This window comes from Kribbella sp. NPDC049584, from assembly GCF_040675555.1.
Taxonomy (GTDB): domain Bacteria; phylum Actinomycetota; class Actinomycetes; order Propionibacteriales; family Kribbellaceae; genus Kribbella.
On record NZ_JBFAPF010000003.1, the window covers coordinates 525,990 to 548,901 of the forward strand.

Consider the following 22,912-nt stretch of genomic DNA (forward strand, 5'->3'; position numbering starts at 1 on the left):
AGCACTGAGGCAATAATTGGTCTATATGGTCCGGTCTACTCACGGGTTACTGATAGCGGCCGTCGAACGTCACGCCGTCACGAAGGCCGGTGAATCTGAGCCCGACGATCCGGCCGTCCTCGACCATCCAGCGAAGGACGTAGCAGGCTCGGTACGAAGGCGGCCAGAACGAACAGAACCGGCCGTCGTCGTCGACGTACCACTCCCCCGCGCTGTCACCGCCTCGCTCGGAGTACGTGGTCTTTCCGTCGACGGTGAAGATCTGTGTGGCGCCGTCGCCGTACACCAGCCGAGCGGCAGTCACCGCCTTGGGGATGTCGGCTACAGCAACCGCTGCGCCGTCATCAGCATGGATTCCTCGTAACTGCTCGTTCATCGCGACCTCTCATTCTCGTTGGTGGCCGCCGTGAAGATCCTCGTCCTGCACGGCGGCCAACAGTCCGTCGGCAGCGTCCGCGCACGCTTCACAGGCGGCAAGGTGCGACGCCACTCCGGGGTAGCGCTCGGCAGCGTCGATTCCGGCGGCGAGTAGCTCGACATAGACGTGCAGAACCGCCCTCGCCGCATCACACCCGACGTCCCGCGGGTCGGTGGTCAGGAACCGCTCCAGCCCCTCAGGCCACCCCGTCATGACCTTCCACCTCTACTTGTGATCGGTAGTCTCGGGCGCCGTCGGCTCCCCGCTGGATATCCGTTAGTGGTCGGATGGCCGCGAATCTTACTCGCCGGTTCGAAGGCCGTCCGGCACCCTACCGACGAAGCTGAGAACTCAGGGAGCGATCTCCAGCCTGGTGATGAGGCCGTCGGCGAGGGTGAAGCGGTAGATGACGTCGACGACGCCGCCGGGGAAGTCGCCCTCCAGATGGCTGGCGACGGCGTACTGGGTGTCGTTCAACTTCTCGACGTGGCTGATCTCGACGGTGTAGGTGTACTCGCTGGCCTCGGCCTCGCGCCAGCGGTGGATCTCGTCGTGACCGGTGTAGGTGTTGCCGTTGTCGATCACGATGGCGTCGGCCGCGAACGCCGACAGCAGGTCGTGAGCATTCGCCTTGTGCTGCGGATCGGCCTCACGCAGGTACCTCGTGATCGCCGCCGGCAGGTGCTTCGCCATGTCGGCGGCGGTCGGGTCGGGCGGGGTCTGGATGGTCATCAGGGGCCTTTCAAGGTGAGGTGAAGGTCGTGTCACAGGGCGACGCCGGAATCAGCCCGGCGGAAGAACGGGCTGCGGCATTCCCGGCAGGTCGATGCAGTACATGCCGCGGCGTTCGGTGAGCATCAGCAGGATCGTGTCGCAGTCCCTGCAACGGGCCACCGTCCCCGGTCCCGACGCATACACCGCCATCTCGGCCACCACCCCGGTGCGGCGGCACCCCGGGCACTCGTAGCCCATCGTCGTCATGTCGCGCCCGAAGAGGTCGCGCAGGACGCCCGCCATGGCATTGCCATCGAGAGGTTCCATGTTCGTCACACCCCTGTCCCGCCGAAGCGTTCGGTCCGGATCCGTCGTGCGTCGTAGCCCAAGGCCACCAGGCCCGCCGCGGCTGTCTCGACAAACGCGGTCGGTCCACAGATATAGGTGAGCGGCTCTGTTCTGGTCGACCATCCGGTCGTGGACAACAGCGCCGGGTCGATCCGCCCACGATAACCGCGCCAGCTGCTGCTCGGGGGCTCACGGGTCAACGTGATCGAGATGTCGATGAGATCGTCGGCCGCCAGCTCCATCAGCTCGTCACGATAAATGAGCAGCTCGAGCGAGCGTGCCGAGCAGAGCACCCGAACAGGCACGCGGCTACCGACAGCACGGTGATGCCGAAGCATCGACCGCAAGGGGACCACACCAGATCCCCCGGCGACCAAGAACAACGGACCGCCGAGGTCGTCTTCCCAGATGAAATGTCCGCCCACCGGACCGCGGAATTCGAGTTCGTCGCCTTCTCGCAGCTCGTCCACCAGGTACGGCGACACCTCACCGTCGTCGAGTCGCTCGACCGTGATCGACAGGTAGTCGTCCTCCGGCGCCGACGCGATCGAATAGCTCCGCTCCGTCTGATACCCGTCGGGTGCCGTCAATCGCACATCGATGTGCTGACCAGCACGGTGCCCGGACCAATCCTCCACGGCGAGCGCGATCGTCTTGACCCGCGGCGTCTCCTGGATCGTCGAGATCACCGTGCCGGTCTGCCACGTCAGTCGCCGTAGTAGCGCTGCTCTTTCCACGGGTCTCCATAGTTGTGATAGCCGAACATCTCCCAGAACCCGGGCTGATCCGTGGTCCGCAGCTCCACGCCACGGATCCATTTCGCGCTCTTCCAGAAGTACAGATGCGGCACCAGCAGGCGCGCCGGCCCGCCATGCTCGGGCTCGAGCGGCCGCCCGTCGTACTCGTCGACGATCCAGGCCTTGCCGCCGCGCAGGTCGGCGAGCGGGAGGTTGGTGGTGTAGCCGCCGTCGGAGAAGGCCAGGGCATACGTCGCCTGCGTCGGCGCCGCATCGAGGAAGGTGTCGAGAGGCACGCCCGACCAAGCCATGTCCAGCCTGGTCCACTTGGTCACGCAGTGGATGTCGACGGTGAACTTCTCATGGGGCAACTCCTGGAATTCGGCCCACGACCACGACACCGGGTTGTCGACCGCCCCACGGATCGTGAAGTCCCACGTGTCCAGGGGTGTGTACGGCGTCGGGCCGGCCGACAACACCGGAAAGTCCCGGGTGACGTATTGGCCGGGAGGCACGCGCGAAGACTCTGCGGCCCGTCGGCCGACGAAACCTCTGGTGACGGGCATCAGGCCTTCTCACCGAGCTGCACGCGCAACAGCCACTGCTGCTTCTCCAGCGTCGCGACCACCTTGATCAGTACGTCCTGCGTCACCAGATCAGCGGCGCCGATCGACCCGAGCCGCTCGCGAATCCGCTCCGCCACCGCCGCCACCCGACGCCCCAGCTCCCAGACCACGACGTGATCCGGCATCGACCGCACTACGACAGGTTCGACGCGTGACCCGGTCGCGACAGCCGAGCTCTGCCCATCTGGCACCGACCCCAACGTCACGGCACGCTCAGCGACGACATCCGCGAGCTCGCGCCACTCCCCGACCAGCTCATCGATGAACAGGTGCACGCTTCGGGCGACCGGTCCCACCACACTCCAGTGCAACTGCTTCCCGATCAGCGACAGATCGATCAGATCCTGCAGGACCACCTGCAGCTCCGCACCGACCGCCGCCCGCTCGTGCGGATTGTCCAGGGGCGGCAACTGCACCGAATTGGCAACAGATTCCGTAGTCATACCTCTCCAGTGTCGGGGCCGCCGCCCGACCTTTCCTCACTCCCCGGACCAATCGATCGATTTCGCAGGCTGGCTGGCCTGACCCGCTGATCTGGTGTTATGCCAGTCAGCGAGCGTTGGTGCTCGGACGGGTGTGACCGGAGGTGCGATGACGGCAGCGGAACCGATGCCCACTCAGGACGACGTGCTCGGGTACTTCGACACGCTGTCGAACTGGGGCCGGTGGGGCGACGACGACGAGCTCGGCACTCTGAACCACATCACCGACGAGGTCCGGCTGGCGGCGGCGCAGGCTGTGCGCCACGGCCGGAGCGTCTCGTGCGCGTGGGAGGTCGCCGTACCCGAAGAGATGGAGCGGTCGACGACGTCGTGCCCGTGCTTCGCCGACCTGCCGGGTACTGAGAGCATGCCGCTACCCGGATTCCGGAACGACCGGCACTGGGGCTATTCGAACGAGCGGCTCGGGATCCTCTTCCACGGCAACACCATCACCCACCTCGACTCGCCCTGCCATATCTTCTGGGACGGCCAGATGTACAACGGGCGGCCGCACTCGTTGGTCGACGCCACGACGGGATCGGCGTGGGCGGCCGTCACGGCGGCTGCGAACGGGATCGTCACCCGCGGCGTCCTGCTGGACATCGCGAAGGTGCGCGATGTGCCGTGGCTGGAGGCCGGCCAGGGCGTCTATCCGGAGGATCTCGAGGAGGCCGAGCGCCGGCAGGGTGTGCGAGTCCGACCCGGCGACGCGGTCCTCCTGCGCACCGGCTACGGCCGTGCCCGGCACAAGACCGGACCGACCAGCGACTTCACCCAGGCCGGCTGGCACGCGTCCTGCCTACCGTGGCTGCAGGAGCGGGAGGTCGCTCTCATCGGCGCCGACACCCCTCAGGACGTCCAACCCTCGGGGTACGACGACCTGGCGATGCCGGTCCACACCGTAGGACTCGCCGCGATGGGCCTGTGGCTCCTCGACAACTGCGACCTCGAAGCATGCGCAACCACAGCCACCGAACTCAACCAGTGGGACTTCCACCTAGCAGTCGCCCCAATCCGCTTCGCCGGAACCTCCGGCAGCCCAATCAACCCGATCGCCACCTTCTGACGGAGTCAGGCGCCGTACAGGCCGGTGCCGACGACCAGGGCCCAGGTCAGGCCGGCGATCAGCAGGACGCGGTCGCGGAAGATCTCGTGTTCGGGTTGTTCGCCGCGGCCGGTGGAGACGAGGAGGCCGTAGCGGAGGTGGAACGACGGATCGTCCGCCCCCAGCCGGACAACGCCTGGAGGCCGGGATGTTCGAGGGTCATAACGGCGACGCTAAGGACCGGGTGCTGAGGGCGTCCTGAGTCGACGGCGCTCAGCTTGCTCTCAGTAATCGTGGTCGACACTGGGACGATGCGGGTATTGATTGTCGAGGACGAGGTCCCCCTGGCCGAGACGGTTCGGCACGGGCTGACTGAGGACGGCTTCGTGGTGGAGGTGGTTCACAACGGAGAGGACGCCGTCTGGGCCGCCACCGAGAACGCGTACGACGTCATCGTGCTGGACATCATGTTGCCCAAGCTCAACGGCTACAAGGTGCTCGAAGAGATCCGGGAACGCGGCATCTGGGCGCCGGTGCTGATGCTGACCGCCAAGGACGGCGAGTACGACCAGACCGACGCGTTCGACCTCGGAGCCGACGACTACCTCACGAAGCCGTTCAGTTTCCTGATTCTGGTCGCCCGTCTCCGCGCGCTGATCCGGCGTGGAGCCCCCGAACGACCGGTCGTCATGACAGCCGGCGACCTCACCCTGGACCCGGTCAAGCGTCGCGTCGAACGCGCCGGCCAGGAGGTCGTGCTGACGCCGCGCGAGTACGGCCTACTCGCCTATCTGATGCGCCACCGGGGCGAGACGGTCAGCAAGACCCAGATCCTGGAGAACGTCTGGGACCCCGCCTTCGACGGCGACCCGAATGTCGTCGAGGTCTACATCCGCTACCTGCGCCTGAAACTGGACGCCCCGTTCGGCCGCAACGCCTTCGAAACCATCCGCGGCATGGGCTACCGCCTCGATGGCGATGGCGGCTGAAGCGCGCGCTCTTTACCTCTGTTCGCGACCTTCCTCGTCGACAGCGGCATCCTGCACGGCACGCCGGCCGAGGTCCTGGCACGACGCCATCCAGCTTGTAGCCGGCGCGGGGCGGCTCAGCCGGAGAGACGCCTGACCCGCGGCGCCGATGACGGCCCCGAGGCCTGACCGGACACGCTGCCGAGCACGCGGGCCGGTGGGGCGATGAAGTGGTCGCGTGGGAGGCCGTGCAGTGCGCCGCGCATCGCGGTCTCCCAGATCGGGCCTGCCGTGCCGGAACCGGTCGGGTCGGCGATGTCGCGGCCGTCGAGTGTGTGCCCCCTGATCAGGTTCGTGTACGGCGGGGTCGCGTCGGCCACCACTGCGGCCGCGGCCAGGTTCGGGGTGTAGCCCGAGAACCAGACTGCCAGATTGTCGTTGATCGTGCCGGTCTTGCCGGCCAGGTCCCAGTTCCCGAACTTCAGGTTGCCGCCGGTCCCGCCCGGTTGCATGACCGCGCTCAGGACCCGGTTCACGCCATCCGCGACCCACGGCCGGAGAACCTGCTTGCAGGACTCGCCGGGGGTGGCGACCGTCTGCCCGGTCTGATCGTGGATCGAGGTGACCACCAGCGGCGCGCAGTACACCCCGCGGTCGGCGAAGGTCGCGTACGCGTCGGACAGCATCAGTGGGGTCACGTAGCCGACTCCGAGCGTGAACGACACGACCTGGTCCAGCGGTTGCAGCGTCTGCGCGTTGTACATGCCGAGCTTGGCCGCGATCGTCGCAGGCGCACAGATCCCGGTCTTCTCGGAGAGCTGCAAGAAGTAGGTGTTCACCGAGTACCGCGCGGCGTCGACCATGGTGAAATCACCGCTCCTGGTCGAGTTCTTCGGCTGGTAGTCGAGATCCCGGGTCCAGCCGCGACAGGTCCTGAACCGCACGCCGCTCAGGTCGATCTGCGGCGGAGAGTTGATCCGGTAAGTGAGCGGAATCCCCTCCTGGATCGCTGCTGCGATCGTGAACGCCTTCATCGTCGAGCCGTTCTGGAATCCGCCGTACCCGCCTGCATAGGATTTCTCGACGTTGTAGTTGTACGCCGTCTCGTTGCGCCCGTAGCCGTACGGCTTGCTCTGCACCATCGCCTCGACCAGCCCGGTCCCCGGCTGGACCACGGTGATCGCGGCGATCGTGTTGTCGGTCGGCTTGCTGTGCTCGTCGATCGACTGCTGAGCCGCAGCCTGGATTCGCGGGTCCAGCGACGTCCGGATCGTCAGGCCGCCGGTCATCAGGTAGTGGTCCCGCGCTTGTTCGGTATCGCCCAGCGCCGGGTCCTGGAGCAGCTTGGAGACGACGTAGTCGCAGTAGAAGGGGTACGGCGAGTTCGCGCACCCGTTCGGCACCGTACGTACCCGGGCCAGCTCGATCACCGGTGTGCGCATCGCCGAGTTCGCCTCGGCCACCGAGATCAGGCCGAGCTGAAGCATCCGCTCGAGCACGGTGTCGCGCCGGTCCTTGGCCTGTGCCGGGTTGGTCACCGGGTTGTACCCGCTCGGGTTCTTGACGATCCCGGCCAGCATGGCGGCCTCCGCCAGCGTCAGCTCGGAGGCATTCACCCCGTAGTAGTGGAGTGCGGCGACCTGGACGCCGTACGTCCCGTCGCCGAAGTTCGCCAGATTCAGATACTTGTCGAGGATCTGGTCCTTCGTGTCCTGCTGCTCCAGCGCGATCGCGTAGCGAAGCTCGGTCAGCTTGCGCTGGTACGTGAGGGCGGTCGCGGCACGCTGCTGGGCCGGAGTGCGGGCGTTCTCCAGCAGAGTGAGCTTCACGTACTGCTGGGTGATGCTCGATCCACCTTGGACAGAGCCGTCGGCGTGGTTGCGGATCATCGCCCGCAGCGTGCCTTTCAGGTCGAGCGCGCCATGCTGGTAGAACCGCGAGTCCTCGATCGCAACGATCGCTTGCCGCATGATCGGCGCGATCCGGTTGAGCCCGACCGGAACCCGATCCTCGGTGTAAATGTTTGCGATCAGGCTCCCGTCGTCGGCCAGGATCCGGGTCCGCACAGCCGGTGGTTGCGCCGTCAGTTCGTGCGGCAACCCGTGGAGTGCATCCACGGCCTGCTCACTGCCGATCCCGACAAGCCCGGCGAGCGGAACCACCAGCCCAGCTGTCAGCGCACCTGCCATCGCGCTGACGCCGAAGAACCTCGTCAGCAACCGAACCCGCCGCCCGCCCGCGTTCACCTCTCCAGGCTAGGCACGCGTTCCGCACCGGACCCGCCGCTCTCAGCGTCCTGTCAGCGGCGTACCAACGGACGTCACGATGTCGAAGCCAGATCCTGGCGACTGAGAGCAGGCTGAGTCGAATAGGCGGCCAGGTGCTGGGCGACGACGTTCTTCCAGGTCATCGCCGGATCGGTGTGATGGTTGAAGGACTGGATCCGCGAGAGCTCCGCCCGGTTGCTCAGCAAGGCGGCTGCGGCCGCGGCCATCTCGGCGTCGCTGTGGACCAGCTGGCCCTCGATCCCCGGCCGGACGAACTCTCCGACCCCGCCTGAAGCCATCGCCACCACCGCAAGACCCGCGCATCGGGCTTCGAGTGCTGCCACGCCGAACGACTCGAGCTCCGCGGGCGCGAGGTACACATCTGCCGAGGCATACAGCTGCTGTATCTCGCAGCGGGTCATCCGCCCCGGCAGGTCGACCCATCCGCTGAGACCACGCCGCCGTACAGTCCGTGCGGCGGCGGCCGTCTGTGGTCCGTCGCCGACGACGACGGCGCGAAGCTCAACAGCGGACGGCACCGCCTTGCGGATCTGCTCGAGGATCCGCAAGGTCGCCAACGGCCGCTTGCGGCGCACCAGCCTCATCGTGCTCACGATCGTCAACCGATGTTCGGTACGACGATATTGACGCCACAGCGCCGGGTCGACGCCGTTGTGCAGTACGCCGATCGGCCGATCGGGAAGGAGCTGCCTCAGGACCTCCGCGACCGCCTCGCTGACAGCGGTCCATTGCGCGTTGCCGACGTACCGGTCGATGCGCGCCAACGGCCAGGGCGTCGAGGCGCTGGGCAACGAGTGCAGCGTCAGGAACGGGCGGTGAGCCAGCCGCGCCGCCTGCCAGGCCAATGGTGACACCAACGAACTGTGGCAGTGCACGACATCGAAGCTCGGCAACGAGGACCGCAGCCGATCGACCGCGGCTCCGAGCGGTACGCCGCCGAAGGCGGGCAATCGCACGACCGGGACGTCACCCGTCGAGGACGGTCCGTCGGTGATCGTGAAGACCGTCACCTCGTGGCCGGCACGGATCAACTGCACCGCGAGGTCGTGCACCTGGAGCTCGATCCCGCCGAGCCGCGGGAGGTAGCAGTCACTGACGAGCGCGATCCTCATCCCGCCACTGCCTCGAGCCGTTCGCGACCGGTACGACGCCCGAGCCACGACCAGACGCCCAGCATCACTCCACCGACCGGGATCTCCATCAGGTACGTGAATCCGCGGAACAACAGCATCCCCGCCGCAACACCCGCCGGATCGCCGCCGAGCGCGACCAGCGCAGCAGTCGTCCCGACCTCGACGACACCGGCGCTGCCCGGCGTGATGGGCACCAAGGTCAGTAGGCGTTCCACCGCAAGGGCAGTGAAGAGAACAGGAACGCCGAGCGGGACGTGCAGCACCTGAAAACAGAGCCACAACAGGGCGAGTTGCAGCGCCAGGTACGCCAGCATGCCGCCGGTCATCGGCTGCCATCCGGTGCGTATCAGCCGGAGGATCAGCCGTCGCAACGCCGGCAGCCGCTCCTCGAACCGGGTCCGCCGGACCACGCTGACCGCCTTGTCGAGAAGGCCGCCGACGGAAACCGCCGCCCGTTCATCCGCAAGGATCCAGACACCTGCCGCGACGATCACCGGCACCGGCAAGAACAACAGCCCCGCCGAGCCGAAGGCCGAACCACTGTGCAGGATCGGCACGAGCCCCAGCGCCAGCGCGATCACGCCGAGCTTGGACGCGACGTTCAGCAACGTGGTCACGGCGAGGAACCCGCCGAACGAACTCGAGCTGAAGCCCCAGCGCCGAACCATCGTGAAGTTCAGCGCTGTGCCCACCGCGCCGCCGAGCGGGAGCACGTTCGCGACCGCGCTTCCGGTCAGGCTCAGCGTGAGTCCACGCCGTTTCGTCAGTCCTGGCAGGGACGCGGCCAGGACGAACGAATGGGACCACAGCCCGGCGATCCACACGATCGTCAGCAGTGCCAACGATCCCGGCGACACGCGGCCGATCACAGCTCCGACCCCAGTCCAGGTCGCGCCGACCGCTCGCGGCAGCAGGACCACCAATGCGGCCGTGATCAAACCGCTCAGGGTGGAGGTCACCAGCCTCCGGCGTCGCGTGCGGACCATCGTCACTCCAGGCCGCTGTTCGATATGCCTCATCGATCCCAGCCTGCTGTCCCGGCGCTGAGAGGGTGCTGAGAGCAACTAGCCCGATCACGGCCGACGTGTCAGTCTCGTAGCGTGGCCGGACCCTTCACCCTCGTGGCCTTCCACGCGCATCCGGACGACGAGGCCCTGCTGATGGGCGGGACCCTGGCCCGGCTAGCTGCGGAAGGACATCGCGTCGTCCTCGCGGTCGCCACCGACGGCGAGGCCGGCGCGGCGGCCGAGGCCTACCGATCCGGCGGCGGACTGGCGGCAAACCGGCGCAGTGAGCTGGAACGATCAGCTGCAGCGCTCGGCTGTGCGCGGGTGGTGCGCTTCGGTTTCAGGGACTCCGGATCGGCCGGGCCACGGATCGAAGGCGGCTTCAGCACGCTGGCCGTCGAGGAGGCGGCCGAGCCGCTGATCGAACTGCTGCGGGAAGAACAGGCCGACGCTCTCACCCTCTACGATCCGGCCGGTGGCTACGGTCACCCGGACCACCGCCAGGTCCACGCGGTGGGTACGTATGCAGCGTCCCGGGCCGGCACGCCATTGGTGCTCGAGGCAACGATCGACCGGCGGCTGATCCGGCGGCTGATCCGCGTCGTGGCGGCGATCCCCGGCGTACTGCCCGACATCTCGGTGGACGCCTACGATCACGCCTACGCCCCTAGCTCGGCGATCACCCATCGGGTCGACGTACGTCGTTATCTGCGGCAGAAACGCGCGTCGTTCGAGGCGCATGCCAGCCAGGCGAGCTCCGACGAGGGAGCGCGCACCCTGGCGCTGCTGCTCAGGTTGCCGCGATGGCTGTTCGCGTCGATGCTGGGCCGGGAGTGGTACGTCGAACACGGGCGCCGGCCGGGCAAACCGCTCGACGACGTCTTCGCGTCGTTGCGTTGATCGACTTTCTCAGCCGACGCTCAGCAAGCGTCCACCACACTGGACATCGATGGGGGCGAGCACAGGTTGGAGCGGAGTTGCCAGTACTGCGCAGCGCGATCTCGAGGCTGCGTCGCGCCAGCGTTCGAAGTAGGTCGACCGCGGCCGCTGTCGTCGTCGTCGCGGTCGCGATGGCCTTGGGCGCGAGCCTGCTTCTGCTCCTGCTGCAGCGAGCTCTCATCACCACGGTCTCCGACGCCGCGGACGGACGCGCGGACGACGTTGCCGCCCAGGTCTCGCAAGTAGGAATCGCGGCGCTCAGCATCGATCTCGCCAAGACGACGAGGTCGAGTCAGATCGTGCAGGTGCTGGACAGCTCCGGGCAGGTCGTCGCCGCATCGTCGGCCAGGGCCGAGCCCACGGCGCTCACGGAGCTCCGACCTGCTGCCGACACCGTTCAACGTGCTGAGGTCGGCGAGATGCCGCTCTTCGACGACGACCACGATTTCCTCATCGTCGCGCGTGGCGTCGAGTACGGCGGTCAGACCTACACGGTCGTGGTCGCATCGTCGGTCGCGACCCAGCGGGCGACGGTTGCCACCGTGACGGAGTACCTGGCTATCGGCTTCCCCGTCCTCCTGGTCGTGGTCGGGGCGGCGGGCTGGATGATGACCGGCCGCGCACTGGGGCCGGTCGAGCGCATCCGTCGGCGGGTGCGAGGCATCGAATCCAGCGACCTGACCGAGCGCGTGCCGGTGCCGCAGACCGACGACGAGATCGCCCGGCTGGCCGCGACGATGAACGCGATGCTGGATCGGTTGCAGGCCGGCCAGGCCACCCAGCGTGCCTTCGTCGCCGATGCCAGCCACGAACTGAGATCTCCGCTCGCGACGGTCGCCGCGGGGCTGGACGTCATCGAGCCGTCGGCGCGCGGCCAGGCCTGGGAGGAACTCCATCGGTTGATGAAGGGCGAGGCGGAGCGGATGCGCAGACTCGTGGAGAACCTGCTCCTGCTCGCGAAAGCCGACGACGCGGCGCTGCCGATGCACCGCACCGACGTCGACCTGGACGACCTGGTCGACACGGAGATCCTGCGACTGCGGGAAGCCAACCGGCTCAAGGTGCTCGCCGACGTACAGCCGGTGCGGGTCGTCGGCGATCCACTGCGGCTGAGTCAAGTGATCCGCAACCTGGTCGACAACGCCGCCACGGCTGCGCACAGCACGGTGCGACTCAGCACGAGCGAGCGCGACGGTACTGCGGTTGTCACCGTCGAAGACGACGGCGACGGGATCCCCGCGGGCGATCGTCTGCGCGTCTTCGAGCGCTTCGTCCGCCTGGACACCAGCCGCGCCCGGGCCAGCGGAGGCTCGGGCCTCGGCCTGTCGATCGTGCAGGAGATCATCAAGGCCCACCAGGGAACCGTCACCCTGACCGCCGCCGCGACCGGCGGCACGACTGCCACGGTCACGCTACCGTTGCCATAGGCACCCCGAAGGCTGTGAGTCTCTTGTCACGACGAATGTTGCTCGGCCTGCTGGTGACCGTCCTCGGGGCGATCGCCTTCGCCGTACAGGCCGATGCCGCCGTCGAAGGTGACGGCCTTGCGGCCTTCGACCCCGGGTTGACCGAGAACTTCATCGACCACCGCACCGCAGTCCTCAGCAAGGTGGCGCAGACAGTCACCTTCTTCGGCCAGGTGGCGGTCCTGACCGGACTCACCGTCGTCGTTTGCGCGCTGCTGAGGATCCTGACCCGGCGCTGGCGGCCGGCCGTCGTCCTGGCTGTCGGGATGGCCGGTGCGGGAATCCTCACCTACGGACTCAAGGTCCTGATCGGCCGTCACCGGCCCGATTCGAGCCTGGTGATCGGCACCGTCGACACCGGCTTCTCGTTCCCGTCGGGCCACACCCTCAGCTCCACGGTCTTCTTCGTGCTGCTCGCCGCGCTGCTCTGGTACTCGCACGTCTCCCGGAAGATCAAGGTCGCTGGTGCGATCGTGGCGGTGGTGCTGAGCATCGCGATGGGACTCAGTCGCGTCTACCTCGGCTACCACTGGGCGACCGACGTCCTGGCCGGCTGGACAGTCGCGCTGACCTGGCTGTGCCTGATCGGAACCGTGATCCACGTGATCGACGTCCGCCGCGACCGCAGGCGGTCTGCTTGAACCTGTGGCCGGCCTACTCGGCGAACTTCTCGTGCGCAGCCATCGCCGCGCCGACGATGCCGGCGTTGTTGAGCAGTTGAGCCGGTTTCACCGGCGTGGAGAGCTCGAGCAGCGGCACCCACTTGTCGGAGTACTTGCTGACTCCGCCGCCGACCACGAACAGGTCGGGGGTGAAGAGGTTCTCCACGTGCCGCATGTACCGCTGCACCCGCTTGGCCCACTGTTTGTACGACAGATCCTCGTTGTCCTTCGCCGCCGAGGAGGCCTTCTTCTCCGCGTCGTGCCCGTCCAACTCGAGGTGACCGAGCTCGGTGTTGGGGACGAGCTGACCGTCGAGCAGCAGCGCGCTGCCGATACCGGTGCCGAAGGTGAGCAGGATGACCACGCCGTCGACGCCTCTGGCCGCGCCGAAGCGGGCCTCGGCGATGCCGGCGGCGTCCGCGTCGTTGAGCACGGTCACGTCGCAGCCGGTGGCGTCGGTGAGGACCTTGTCGACATCGGTCCCGATCCAGCTTTTGTCGACGTTCGCGGCAGTCTTGGCCACCCCGTGCTGGATAACGGCCGGGAACGTCGCACCGAGCTCACCGGTCCACCCGGCTTCCTTGGCCAGCCGGGCCACGACCGCGGCGACGGACGCCGGGGTGGAAGGGCTGGGCGTGAGGTACTTCACCCGTTGCGTGGCCAGGTCGCCCCGCTCGAGGTCGACGACGGCGCCCTTGATCCCGCTGCCGCCGATGTCGATCCCGAAAGCGGTCGACGTCATGATGCTGGGCACCTGATCTCTCCCCTCGTCCGGCGCTGTCACACCGGTTCAGCGTCGTCGCCGCCGCCGAACAACTCGGCACGGCAGGCCACCGGCACGTATCGACCGTACAGGCTCGCCAGCCGTCAGCGCCTCCACGGCACGTGTCAGAAGCGAGGTGGTGGCGGACCTCGGCGCGGACGAACGCGGCCGCCTGCGGAGTGGTCAGCCAGGTGACCGTGCCGGCCCCGGTGGTATCAATGACATGTTTCAACTACTTGGTCCGATCGCCTCTGGAGGCACAAGTTGAGCACCGCCGACATCGTCATCGCCGCACTCCGCACCGGCTACGAACGGCTCGCGGAGCTGGTGACGAACTTCGACGAAGACGCCCTGGCCGGCCCGTCGGCGGCCTCCGAGTGGGACATCGCGCAGGTGCTGAGTCACCTCGGCAGTGGCGCGGAGATCATGACCAATACGATCCAGCTCACGCTCGACGGCAAGCCCCCCGCCGGCAGCGACTTCAACCAGAACGTCTGGGCCCGTTGGGACTCGTCATCGCGCCAGGAGCAGGCCGCCGGCTTCCTGGTCTGGAACGAGAAGCTGACGACGTTGTTCGAGTCTCTGAGTGACGACCAGCGCGAGAATCTCCGCATCGAGCTCGGCTACCTTCCCGCGCCCGCCGACGTGGCGACGGTCGCCCGCATGCGCCTGAGCGAGCTCACCTATCACTCGTGGGACGTCCGCAGCGCATCCGACCCGGCCGCGACCCTGGACGCCGACGCCGTACCGCAGATGCTCCAAACCGTCACCGACCTGAGCTGGGTCAGCAAGCCCGCCAACCTCAACGGCCAGCGAGCCGTACTCACGGTTGTCACCAGCGATCCGGCAACGAAGTTCTCGCTCCGGCTGGACGACCCGGTCAGCATCGACCCGACTCCCGCCGACGATGCCGACGGATCGCTGACCCTGCCCGCTGAGTCCTGGCTGCGACTCGTCGCGGGCCGCCTCGCCCCGGACCACACCCCGGCCACACTCGAGCTCACCGGCCCGATCACCCTCACCACGCTCCGCCAGGTCTTCCCGGGCTACTGACCTACCCGGCTGCGTAGTCGGGGACCTGGATCTCGACGCCGCCCTGCAGCGCCGACTGGTGGGCGCAGATTCCCGGGGCGGTCCAGGTCGCCGCGGTCCGCGCGTCCACCCGGGGCGCGCGGTTCTCGACGATGCTCGACACGAACTCGTGCACGAGATGCGGATGTGAGCCGCCATGACCGCCGTCGGCGTACCTCCGCAGCGGCTCGGGCAGCAACTCCGGCGCGCCCGCAGGCTCCACGTCCGCCTCAGTGACCCCCCGGCCGCGACGCCCCTCGGCCAGGGGCTGCAGCGAGAACTGCTACATCGGCCCGCCTTCGAGCTGCGGCCACTCGAGCGCCCCCTCGTCGCCGTACACGGAGAAGCCCTCGAGATAACTACGGCCGAGCTGGAAGAACGACATCGTCACGTTGGCGACCAGGTCGTCGTCGCCGCTCAGCTTGAACAACGCGGCCTCGGTGCCGAACCGCTCTCCCGCGACGCCGATGTGATCCGGTGTGAGCCGGCTCGATCCGAGGCAGCGGACCGACTCGACGCGGGTGTCCGCGAGCGCCAGCGCGGGTGAGAGCGCGTGCGTGACGTAGTGCATGGGCGGATAACCACGCCAGTACTCCGGGAAGCCGTCGAGGTTCTGCAGGTGATCGCCCTTGAAGTACGTCAGCCGGCCGAGCTTGCCGGACTCGAGCAGTGCCTCGCGTGGAAGAACTCCCGCGAGTACACCGCGGTCTCCATCATCATGTAGTTGCGCTGGGCATCTTCCTGCGCCGCGATCAGCGCATCGAGGTCCGCCAGCGTCGTTGCCATCGGCACCGCCGACGCACAGTGCCGGCCGGACCTCAGCACCTGCTGCACCTGCTCGGCGTGGAAGCGCACGGGCGTCAGCAGGTGTACGGCGTCCCACCCGGACGAGGCCAGCGCATCGTCGAGGGTCGGGAACGTGTCCGTGATCCCCAGCCGCTGCGCGACCGCCGTCGTCCGAGCGAGATCCGTGTCGACGACCGCGACCCGGCCGACCTCGGGGTGGGCCTGGTAGATCGGGACAAAGTCGGCACCGAAGCCAAGGCCGACCACAATCACATCCACGCCAGCTCCTCACGAGTAGAACCGAGGTCAGATGGGCAGGGGGTCGTAGTTGGCCCCGAAGGGGGCGTCCGGGCGGGCGAACTCGCCCATCAGGGCGCGCCTGAGGGGTGTGGTGCGCTCCAGGAACTCGGGGTCGTTGCTGAGCCGGTCGGCGGGGCGGACCCACGGGGGGCTGTAGACGTAGTGGGTCGTGAAGCGGTCGTAGTCGCCGTCGTGGCGGAAGGTCCGGTGCCAGACGCCGTTGTGGAACACCAGGGCGGCCCCGGCCTCCGCACACACGACATGGCCGATCGCGATGTCTTCCTTGTTCTGACGGATCGAGTCAGGCAGCGGGACCCGGGAGCGGTGGCTACCGGGGATCAGTTCCATGTTGCCCATGCCGGGCACGGTCTGGTCGGTCAGCAGGTACGACACCCGGAGCTGGATCAGTGGGACCGGATATCCCAGTTCCTTGAAGTCGAAGGCGGACGATCCGTCCTGGTGCCAGCCGCCGTTCCCGCCGTGCGCCGGCTGCATGGTGTTCCAGCCGGCCTGCAGCACGAAGCGATCGCCGAGCAGTCCCTGCACCTTCGGAAGCACGTCAGGATGATCGATCAACCGCTCCAGCGCCGGCTCGCTCTCGTACGTCCGGCCGATCTGCCCGAACTCGCGGTCGCGGCTCTGGTGCAGACGCTGCGAGACGTCGTACGCCTCGGCGGCTTCCTCCTTGGTCAGGACGTTGGGAATCAGGAAGTAGCCCCACGACTCGAAGATGAAGCGGTCGGTCTCGGTCAGCTGACCTTTGCCCACGACGGGATCAAGCATCACTGTGTCCTCTTCGCCAGGTAGTGGAATCGATTCCAATCCTGCCGAGGTCCGGTCCGCGGTCGCGCGGGCTGTGCGCGTGTCGTACCGATCGGGGCCGGAAACGGTCAGAAACGGCCAGACCGGTCAGGAACGGTCAGGAGCAGTCAGGAGCGGTCAGGACCGTTTCTCCGCGAGGAGCTTCAGGCGTCGGAGGGCCTCGGCGTTCCGCGGGTGCAGCATCGCATCGGCGACCGCCGACGGCAGCAGTGAGACCGGTCCGCTGACCGCGTTCTCGGTCATCACCAGCCGGCACCCACCCGATTCCTCCTGAGCCCGGAACTCCACCTCGCCGTGGCCGGCCGGCCATACCCGGATCTGCAGCCGCAGCCGGCGCAGCGGCTCGTACTCCAGCGACGTCGTCGTGTCGTCCACCAGGAGCGGCCAGGCGCCGACCGAGTGATGGATCCGGCCGCCCGGCTCCGGCCACGGCGGCTCCACGTCCCGGATCCGGGACGCACCCACCACCCACGCGGCGTACGACCAGCCGTCGGTGAGAATCGCGAACACGTCTTCGACGCTCGCCTCGATCAGACACTCGTTCTCGCTCATGCCCAACCAGTACCCAGCCGTCCCCCCGTCGGACCGGGGGCTGCGACTCGAGACCCGTGGGACACGCCGACCCCAGCGTTTCGGCGTGGGCCGGCCGGACACCGGAGACTCATGCCGACTCTGCTGCCGTTTGCCTCCGCGTCGGACACCGGCCGGATTCTCCGGGACATCCTCGTGCCGGTCGCCGCCCAGGGACCGATCCTGCGCAGGCCCCGTTTCGGCACGTTGGCGGAGAAGCTGCACACCGACGACCGGGCTCTGCGGTGTGTCCGGCGACTGCGACGCAAGTACGGCGACGGGCCGGTGCTGCTCAGGGTTCTCGGCCGCACCCTCGGGATCGTCCTGGCCCCGGACGACGTCCACCGGCTGCTGGCGGAGACGCCCCACCCGTTCGCCGCCGCCGCCGGTGAGAAAGTCGGCGCGCTGACACACTTCCAGCCGCACGCGGTTCTCGTCACCAACGATCCGCTCAGGTCCGCGCGACGTGAGTTGAACGACCAGGCACTCGAGACTCACCGTCCCGTCCATCATCACGGCCACCGGTTCGTCGAGGTGGTCCGGGAGGAACTCGACGGCCTGCACGCGACGCTCGGCTGGAACGACTTCCGCGCGGTCTGGTCCCGCGTCGTACGCCGGATCGTCCTCGGCGACGCCGCGCGACATGACGTCGAACTCACCGCCCAACTCGACCAGTTGCGCGCCGACGCGAACTGGGCCCAGCTCGGCCCGAACCACGACGAACTCCGCAGTCGGTTCCTGGCCGGAATCGCGCGGTACGTCCGGAATGCTGAGCCCGGCAGCCTCGTCGAGGCACTCGACCGTCAGCCCGCGACGCTCGATCCGGCCGGCCAGGTGCCGCATTGGTTGTTCGCGTTCGACGCCGCGGGCATCGCGCTCTGGCGCCTCTTCGCAGTCCTCGGCACGCATCCGTCGCTGCTCGAGCCGATCGTCGCGGAGGCGCGTCACCCGGAGGCTTCGCCGTTGCTGGCCGTCGCCGGCGCCGCGGTCCAGGAGTCGCTGCGGCTCTGGCCGACGACGCTCGTCGTACTGCGGGAATCGCGCGAGCCCACGCTGTGGCGGAACCGGATCGCGCCGGCCGGGACCGAGTTCGCGATCGTCAGCTCGGTGTTCCATCGTGACGACGAGGCACTCGATTTCGCGAACGACTTCGAGCCCGCCGCGTGGCTGGACGGCAGGACCGACGGCGCGTGGCCGATCATCCCGTTCAGCGAGGGCCCGGCCGGGTGTCCCGGGGAGAACGTCGTACTGCTCACCACCAGCACAGCCGTCAGCCACGTCGCCGCGCGGTACGACCTCGACGTCGATCCGACCACCCGGGCCCGACTGAGCGGGCCGATGCCGGGCACGTTCAACCACGCGACCGTGCGGATCGGCTTCTGGCCACGTTCCTGAAGTTTGGCGAGGGTCGCCGGCGGACACAGAGGGTGTACATCGCTTGAGGAGGCAGTAATGAGTACGACTCCGCTACCACCTGTTCCCCCGCTGCCTGACCCGACCGGCCCGAATCCGGAAGACGACCCGGACCTCACGCCGGACCCCGACCCGGAGCCGGACCCGGACGAGAACCCCGACGAGCAGCTACCTCGAGACAGCTGAGTCCCGGCCGCTCCGGACATCTTCGGATTTCACGCGTCCGGCAGGCCGTTGATTTGCTGAGCATGCAGCAAGATGGGCGGCATGGAGCAGGAAGTTCTGGATCTGGCGCAGGACCTGGCCGAGATCGGCCGGCTCGTGGAAGACGACGACGTGTCCACGGTCCTGGACCGGTTCGTCCGGCGCGTGGTGCTCAGCGTGCCCGAATGTGAAGAAGCATCGATCACCCAGCTGAAGCAGGACAGGCCCGACATCCTCGCGCGCCACCACAAGACCGCGGCCCAGGTCGCCGAACCGTCCCGGGTCGCCCTGGCCGAGCAGCTCAGTGCTTCGAGCGGCCCGCTGCAGGAAACGCTGGTGTACGCCGAGCCTCGCCGAATCGGTGACCTGGCTTCGGACCACCGCTGGCCCGACTTCAACGCGGCGGCCATCAACGCCGGCTACCGCAGCTGCCTGTTCCTCCCGCTCCATGCCGCCGGCAGCATCCCGGCGGCCTTCACCCTGTTCTCCGTCAAGCCGGATGCGTTCGGCACCACGTCGTACGACGTCGTCCTGCTGTTCGCGCTGCATGCCGGCGTCGCGTTCGACAACATCACGCTCTACGACAACAGCATGCAACTGATCGAGCATCTGCAGTCCGCGCTGCATACCAGGACCGTGATCGGACAGGCACAGGGCATCCTGATGCACCGGTACGACATCAGCTCCGACATCGCCTTCGACGTCCTCAAACGCGGCTCACAAGACATGAACGTGAAACTCAGACACCTCTGCCTCCAACTGGTCGACGCCCAACACGCCGGCCAGCTCACCGAAGTCCTCCATCACTACGGCCTCAGCCAGTAAGGCTGCGGTTTCTGAGAGTGACGCCCGGTTGTTTACCTGGCGCACATGTGGGGGGCTCGCAGTGTTGGGGTCGGCGCGGCTGTCGGCTCTCACGATTGGTCAGGCTCTGACGGTGCCGTCAGGGCCGGTCAATCCTGTGAGGAGGAATCGTGATACGGAAACGCATCGCGGCCGCGGTCGTGGCGGCGGCGGCCGTCATCGCCTCGGCGGTGGTCGTCAACGGCCGTCCGTCACCCGCGCAAGCGGCGGCGAGTGTGCCGGTCTTCGACCACATCGTGCTGGTGATGTTCGAGAACCACGCATACTCGCAGATCAGCGGGAGCTCCAGCGCCCCCACGTTCAACAGCCTGGCCGGACAGGGCGCGAAGTTCACCCAGGCGTACGGCGTGACCCATCCCAGCGAACCCAACTACGCGGCGATCTTCTCCGGCTCGACGCAAGGCCTGACCAGCGACAGCTGCCCGCACACGTTCACCGGCGGCAACCTGGGCAAGCAGCTGATCGACGCCGGCAAGACCTTCAAGGGCTACTCCGAGAGCATGCCGTCGGACGGCTACACCGGCTGCTCGAGCGGTCAGTACCAGCGCAAGCACAACGGCTGGGTGAACTTCAGCAACGTGCCGGCGGCGAGCAACCTGCGGTACGCCGACTTCCCGAGCTCGGCCAATTACGCGAGCCTGCCGACCGTGTCGTTCGTGACCCCGAACATGTGCAACGACATGCACGACTGCTCGGTCGGCACCGGTGACACCTGGCTGAAGAACAACCTGACGGCGTACGCGACGTGGGCCAAGACCCACAACAGCCTGCTGATCATCACCTTCGACGAGGACAACGGCGGCTCGTCGAACCACATCTTCACCGCGTTCGTCGGCGCGCACACGCAGGTCGGCACCTTCTCCAACCAGATCAACCACTACAACGTCCTGAGCACCATCGAGAGCTCCTACGGGCTGACGCACCTCAACTCGGCGGCAGCGGTTACCAACGTCTGGAACTAGACCCTCCCCCAAAGCTCGCGGCCATGCCATGACCTGCCATGACCTGGCGTGGCCGCGAGTGCCACCCGCCCCGGAGGTGAGCGCTCGTGTACCTGTCCTCGATCGACCGTCCGCACGCCGCGAAGACGTCGCGCCGGCGTGCGCTGTTCCTGGTGAGCGGCAACGTCCTCGCGCTCGGCGCCGTCAGCCTGATCACCGACATCTCCTCGGAGATGGTGACCGCGGTGCTGCCCGTGTACCTGATGATCGGCCTGCACCTGAGCCCCACCGTGTACGGCGTCGTCGACGGCACCTACACCGGCGCGACCGCGCTGTTGCGACTCGTCGGCGGGTACGTCGCCGACCGGGCTCACCGGCGCAAGTTCATCGCCGGTCTCGGCTACGGCTTGTCGGCCGTGGCGAAACTCGGCTTACTTGCCGCAGGCAACGCCGTCGGCGCGATCGGGGCGGTGATCGCGCTCGACCGAACCGGCAAGGGCCTCCGGACGGCGCCGCGTGACGCGTTGATCACGCTGTCGACCACGCCGCGGTTGTACGGCCGCGCCTTCGGCGTCCATCGGATGATGGACACCATCGGAGCTTTCGCCGGGCCGCTCGTCGCGCTCGGCATCCTGGCCGGAACCGCCCAGGCGTACGACGCGGTGTTCGTGGCCAGCTTCTGCATCGCGGCGTTCGGCGTACTCGTGCTGGTCCTGTTCGTGCGGGATCACCGCGACGAACAACCGCCGAAAGGCACGGTGGTTCCGTCCGCGCTGCGCGGCCTGCTGCGGATGGCGCCGGTACGACGGATGGTGCTGGCGGCCTGCCTCGCCGGGATGGTGACGATCGGCGACGGTTTCGTCTATCTGCTGCTGCAACGGCGTGAGCAGCTCGGCATCGGCTGGTTCCCGTTGCTTGCCGTAGGCACCAATCTGTCCTATCTGCTGCTGGCCACGCCGTTAGGCGTACTCGCCGACAAGATCGGCCGGCAGAAGGTGGTGATCGGCGGCTACCTCGCGCTGATGCTGGTGTATCTGCTGCTGTTCGGACCACTCGGCGGCTGGCCGCTGCTCGTCGTCGTACTGGGCCTGTACGGCCTGTTCTACGCATCGACCGACGGAGTGCTGATCGCGCTGGCCGGGCCGGTGCTGCCGAGCGGCGTCCGTACGACGGGAATCGCGCTGATCCAGACCGGGCAGGCATTGTCGTACCTCGTGTCGTCGGTCTTGTTCGGACTCGCGTGGACGACGTGGGGACCAGCCGCAGCCATCCGGATCGCCGCGGGATTGGTCGCGGTCGCCGTACTGGCGGTGGCCCTGCTGCTGCGCGGGATCCCAGCGGAGCAGCCGGCATGACGCGGCGCATCGTGCTCGCTCTGGCCGGGGCGCTGGTGCTCGCGACTGTCGCGATCGGGTACGCCGTACTCGCCGCAGCGCGTCAGCCCAGCACGCCCGTCGCGGCGGCCAATTCGTTGAACCTCACCGGCCCGCGGATCATGTTCCGCAGTACCGCACCGGACAGCAAGGGTCATCTGGCCTTCGTCGCCAAGGACGATCCGGGCGGGCCGCGATCGGTCTCCGCGCTGAGCTGCCTGCGGGTCTACGCGGCGGGCGGCACCGGGACGTGCCTGCGGCAAGACGGTGCGCTGACCACGTTCCAGATCGCCATCCTGGACAAGAACCTGAATGTGCAGAAGGCGATTCCGCTGGTCGGCGTACCGAACCGGACCCGGGTGTCCAGTGACGGCCGCCTGGTGGCGTGGACGGTGTTCGTGGCAGGCGATTCGTACAACCACGGGCGTTTCTCCACCCGCTCCGGGCTCATCGACCTGAGCAGTCAGGACATGATCGACTCGCTCGAGTTCCTGCCGGTCACCCTCGACGGGCACCCGTACACCGCCCCTGACCTCAACTTCTGGGGCATCACCTTCGCCGCCGACGACAACCACTTCTACGCCACGATGTCCACAGCCGGACATCGCTATCTGGTGGAAGGTGACATCGCGGCCAAGTCGGTGCGCACCATCGCGGAGAACGTGGAATGCCCGTCGTTGTCCCCGGACGGCAAACGCATCGCGTTCAAATCGGCGATCGACGGGAACCCGGCGAAGGGATGGCGGTTGACGGTCCTCGACCTGGCCTCAGGCACCCGGACCCCACTGGCGGAGACCCGCAGCGTGGACGACCAGCCGGCCTGGCTGGACCCGAACACCATCGGGTACGCCGTTCCGCGCGGAACCGCCGACTCGGACGTCTGGTCGGTCCCCGCCGACGGTTCAGGCACTCCCCGACTCCTCATCCCCCACGCCGAATCCCCCGCCGCGATTCCCCGTTGAGCCGTGGGGC

28 protein-coding genes are annotated in these 22,912 nt (G+C 67.7%); 12 read left to right on the top strand and 16 right to left on the bottom strand.

Annotated elements, in window-relative coordinates; translation table 11 throughout:
- Nucleotides 1–46: 46 nt before the first annotated feature.
- The 7 genes from AB0J62_RS14275 to AB0J62_RS14305 form a co-directional block, all read right to left on the bottom strand.
- Nucleotides 47–376, bottom strand: coding sequence for a hypothetical protein (locus AB0J62_RS14275; RefSeq protein WP_363869270.1), 330 nt, complete (start codon nucleotides 374–376; stop codon nucleotides 47–49).
- Nucleotides 377–385: 9 nt separating this feature from the next.
- The gene (locus AB0J62_RS14280; RefSeq protein ID WP_363869273.1) at nucleotides 386–631 is read right to left on the bottom strand and encodes a hypothetical protein; all 246 of its coding nucleotides are present in this window, start codon (nucleotides 629–631) and stop codon (nucleotides 386–388) included.
- Nucleotides 632–769: 138 nt separating this feature from the next.
- Nucleotides 770–1,150: a nuclear transport factor 2 family protein gene (locus AB0J62_RS14285; RefSeq protein ID WP_363869276.1), complete on the bottom strand. Its 381-nt coding sequence runs from the start codon at nucleotides 1,148–1,150 to the stop codon at nucleotides 770–772.
- A 51-nt stretch (nucleotides 1,151–1,201) separates the two neighbouring features.
- Nucleotides 1,202–1,459, bottom strand: coding sequence for a DUF6510 family protein (locus AB0J62_RS14290; protein ID WP_363869279.1), 258 nt, complete (start codon nucleotides 1,457–1,459; stop codon nucleotides 1,202–1,204).
- A gap of 5 nt (nucleotides 1,460–1,464) precedes the next feature.
- Nucleotides 1,465–2,217 carry a ferredoxin reductase gene (locus AB0J62_RS14295; RefSeq protein ID WP_363869282.1) on the bottom strand — a complete coding sequence of 251 codons (753 nt, stop codon included), beginning with the start codon at nucleotides 2,215–2,217 and terminating at the stop codon, nucleotides 1,465–1,467.
- Nucleotides 2,187–2,732, bottom strand: a complete 546-nt coding sequence (locus tag AB0J62_RS14300) for a sulfite oxidase-like oxidoreductase (protein WP_363869285.1) — start codon at nucleotides 2,730–2,732, stop codon at nucleotides 2,187–2,189. The genes AB0J62_RS14295 and AB0J62_RS14300 overlap by 31 nt, the downstream gene beginning before the upstream one ends.
- A 50-nt stretch (nucleotides 2,733–2,782) precedes the next feature.
- Complete coding sequence (locus AB0J62_RS14305) at nucleotides 2,783–3,286, bottom strand: DNA starvation/stationary phase protection protein (RefSeq protein WP_363869288.1); 504 nt, start codon at nucleotides 3,284–3,286, stop codon at nucleotides 2,783–2,785.
- Between the two features lie 148 nt (nucleotides 3,287–3,434).
- Between AB0J62_RS14305 and AB0J62_RS14310 the strand changes: the two genes are divergently transcribed.
- Together AB0J62_RS14310 and AB0J62_RS14315 are read left to right on the top strand one after the other, a co-directional pair.
- Nucleotides 3,435–4,391: a cyclase family protein gene (locus AB0J62_RS14310; RefSeq protein WP_363869291.1), complete on the top strand. Its 957-nt coding sequence runs from the start codon at nucleotides 3,435–3,437 to the stop codon at nucleotides 4,389–4,391.
- 290 nt (nucleotides 4,392–4,681) lie between these two features.
- Entirely contained in the window at nucleotides 4,682–5,359 is a 678-nt protein-coding gene (locus AB0J62_RS14315) for a response regulator transcription factor (RefSeq protein WP_363869294.1), read from the top strand.
- A 116-nt stretch (nucleotides 5,360–5,475) separates the two neighbouring features.
- Here the strand turns inward: AB0J62_RS14315 and AB0J62_RS14320 are convergent, their stop codons facing one another.
- The 3 genes from AB0J62_RS14320 to AB0J62_RS14330 form a co-directional block, all read right to left on the bottom strand.
- A complete protein-coding gene (locus tag AB0J62_RS14320) occupies nucleotides 5,476–7,584 on the bottom strand; it encodes a transglycosylase domain-containing protein (RefSeq protein ID WP_363869297.1) in 2,109 nt (702 codons plus the stop codon).
- 74 nt (nucleotides 7,585–7,658) lie between these two features.
- On the bottom strand, nucleotides 7,659–8,738 hold the full coding sequence (locus tag AB0J62_RS14325; protein WP_363869300.1) for a glycosyltransferase family 4 protein: 1,080 nt from the start codon (nucleotides 8,736–8,738) through the stop codon (nucleotides 7,659–7,661).
- On the bottom strand, nucleotides 8,735–9,778 hold the full coding sequence (locus AB0J62_RS14330; protein ID WP_363869303.1) for a lysylphosphatidylglycerol synthase domain-containing protein: 1,044 nt from the start codon (nucleotides 9,776–9,778) through the stop codon (nucleotides 8,735–8,737). Before AB0J62_RS14330 ends, AB0J62_RS14325 begins: the two co-directional genes overlap by 4 nt.
- Before the next feature lie 81 nt (nucleotides 9,779–9,859).
- On the opposite strand from AB0J62_RS14330, the gene AB0J62_RS14335 reads away from it, so the two are divergent.
- From AB0J62_RS14335 to AB0J62_RS14345, 3 genes are all read left to right on the top strand, one after another.
- Complete coding sequence (locus tag AB0J62_RS14335) at nucleotides 9,860–10,666, top strand: PIG-L family deacetylase (protein ID WP_363869306.1); 807 nt, start codon at nucleotides 9,860–9,862, stop codon at nucleotides 10,664–10,666.
- Nucleotides 10,667–10,743: 77 nt separating this feature from the next.
- Nucleotides 10,744–12,132 carry an ATP-binding protein gene (locus tag AB0J62_RS14340; RefSeq protein WP_363869309.1) on the top strand — a complete coding sequence of 463 codons (1,389 nt, stop codon included), beginning with the start codon at nucleotides 10,744–10,746 and terminating at the stop codon, nucleotides 12,130–12,132.
- A 14-nt stretch (nucleotides 12,133–12,146) separates the two neighbouring features.
- On the top strand, nucleotides 12,147–12,812 hold the full coding sequence (locus AB0J62_RS14345; RefSeq protein WP_363869312.1) for a phosphatase PAP2 family protein: 666 nt from the start codon (nucleotides 12,147–12,149) through the stop codon (nucleotides 12,810–12,812).
- A gap of 13 nt (nucleotides 12,813–12,825) precedes the next feature.
- Here AB0J62_RS14345 and ppgK read toward each other — a convergent pair whose 3' ends face one another.
- Entirely contained in the window at nucleotides 12,826–13,575 is a 750-nt protein-coding gene (gene ppgK / locus AB0J62_RS14350) for a polyphosphate--glucose phosphotransferase (protein WP_363869315.1), read from the bottom strand.
- 285 nt (nucleotides 13,576–13,860) lie between these two features.
- On the opposite strand from ppgK, the gene AB0J62_RS14355 reads away from it, so the two are divergent.
- Nucleotides 13,861–14,649: a maleylpyruvate isomerase family mycothiol-dependent enzyme gene (locus tag AB0J62_RS14355; protein WP_363869318.1), complete on the top strand. Its 789-nt coding sequence runs from the start codon at nucleotides 13,861–13,863 to the stop codon at nucleotides 14,647–14,649.
- Nucleotide 14,650: 1 nt separating this feature from the next.
- On the opposite strand, the gene AB0J62_RS14360 is transcribed toward AB0J62_RS14355, so the two are convergent.
- From AB0J62_RS14360 to AB0J62_RS14380, 5 genes are all read right to left on the bottom strand, one after another.
- Complete coding sequence (locus tag AB0J62_RS14360; protein WP_363869321.1) at nucleotides 14,651–14,890, bottom strand: hypothetical protein; 240 nt, start codon at nucleotides 14,888–14,890, stop codon at nucleotides 14,651–14,653.
- 60 nt (nucleotides 14,891–14,950) lie between these two features.
- Nucleotides 14,951–15,238 (bottom strand): hypothetical protein, encoded by a 288-nt coding sequence (locus AB0J62_RS14365; RefSeq protein ID WP_363869324.1) that lies wholly within the window; start codon nucleotides 15,236–15,238, stop codon nucleotides 14,951–14,953.
- 68 nt (nucleotides 15,239–15,306) lie between these two features.
- Complete coding sequence (locus AB0J62_RS14370; protein WP_363869327.1) at nucleotides 15,307–15,732, bottom strand: Gfo/Idh/MocA family oxidoreductase; 426 nt, start codon at nucleotides 15,730–15,732, stop codon at nucleotides 15,307–15,309.
- A gap of 27 nt (nucleotides 15,733–15,759) precedes the next feature.
- Nucleotides 15,760–16,536 carry a phytanoyl-CoA dioxygenase family protein gene (locus tag AB0J62_RS14375; protein ID WP_363869330.1) on the bottom strand — a complete coding sequence of 259 codons (777 nt, stop codon included), beginning with the start codon at nucleotides 16,534–16,536 and terminating at the stop codon, nucleotides 15,760–15,762.
- A 156-nt stretch (nucleotides 16,537–16,692) separates the two neighbouring features.
- Nucleotides 16,693–17,127, bottom strand: coding sequence for an SRPBCC family protein (locus AB0J62_RS14380; RefSeq protein WP_363869333.1), 435 nt, complete (start codon nucleotides 17,125–17,127; stop codon nucleotides 16,693–16,695).
- Between the two features lie 111 nt (nucleotides 17,128–17,238).
- Here AB0J62_RS14380 and AB0J62_RS14385 point away from each other — a divergent pair, with 111 nt between their 5' ends.
- From AB0J62_RS14385 to AB0J62_RS14410, 6 genes are all read left to right on the top strand, one after another.
- A complete protein-coding gene (locus AB0J62_RS14385) occupies nucleotides 17,239–18,540 on the top strand; it encodes a cytochrome P450 (RefSeq protein ID WP_363869336.1) in 1,302 nt (433 codons plus the stop codon).
- A gap of 57 nt (nucleotides 18,541–18,597) precedes the next feature.
- Nucleotides 18,598–18,744: a hypothetical protein gene (locus AB0J62_RS14390; RefSeq protein ID WP_363869339.1), complete on the top strand. Its 147-nt coding sequence runs from the start codon at nucleotides 18,598–18,600 to the stop codon at nucleotides 18,742–18,744.
- A gap of 81 nt (nucleotides 18,745–18,825) precedes the next feature.
- A complete protein-coding gene (locus AB0J62_RS14395) occupies nucleotides 18,826–19,587 on the top strand; it encodes a GAF and ANTAR domain-containing protein (protein ID WP_363869342.1) in 762 nt (253 codons plus the stop codon).
- A 149-nt stretch (nucleotides 19,588–19,736) separates the two neighbouring features.
- A complete protein-coding gene (locus AB0J62_RS14400; protein WP_363869345.1) occupies nucleotides 19,737–20,588 on the top strand; it encodes an alkaline phosphatase family protein in 852 nt (283 codons plus the stop codon).
- An 86-nt stretch (nucleotides 20,589–20,674) separates the two neighbouring features.
- A complete protein-coding gene (locus tag AB0J62_RS14405) occupies nucleotides 20,675–21,922 on the top strand; it encodes an MFS transporter (protein WP_363869348.1) in 1,248 nt (415 codons plus the stop codon).
- On the top strand, nucleotides 21,919–22,902 hold the full coding sequence (locus tag AB0J62_RS14410) for a hypothetical protein (RefSeq protein WP_363869351.1): 984 nt from the start codon (nucleotides 21,919–21,921) through the stop codon (nucleotides 22,900–22,902). The genes AB0J62_RS14405 and AB0J62_RS14410 overlap by 4 nt, the downstream gene beginning before the upstream one ends.
- Nucleotides 22,903–22,912: the final 10 nt, after the last annotated feature.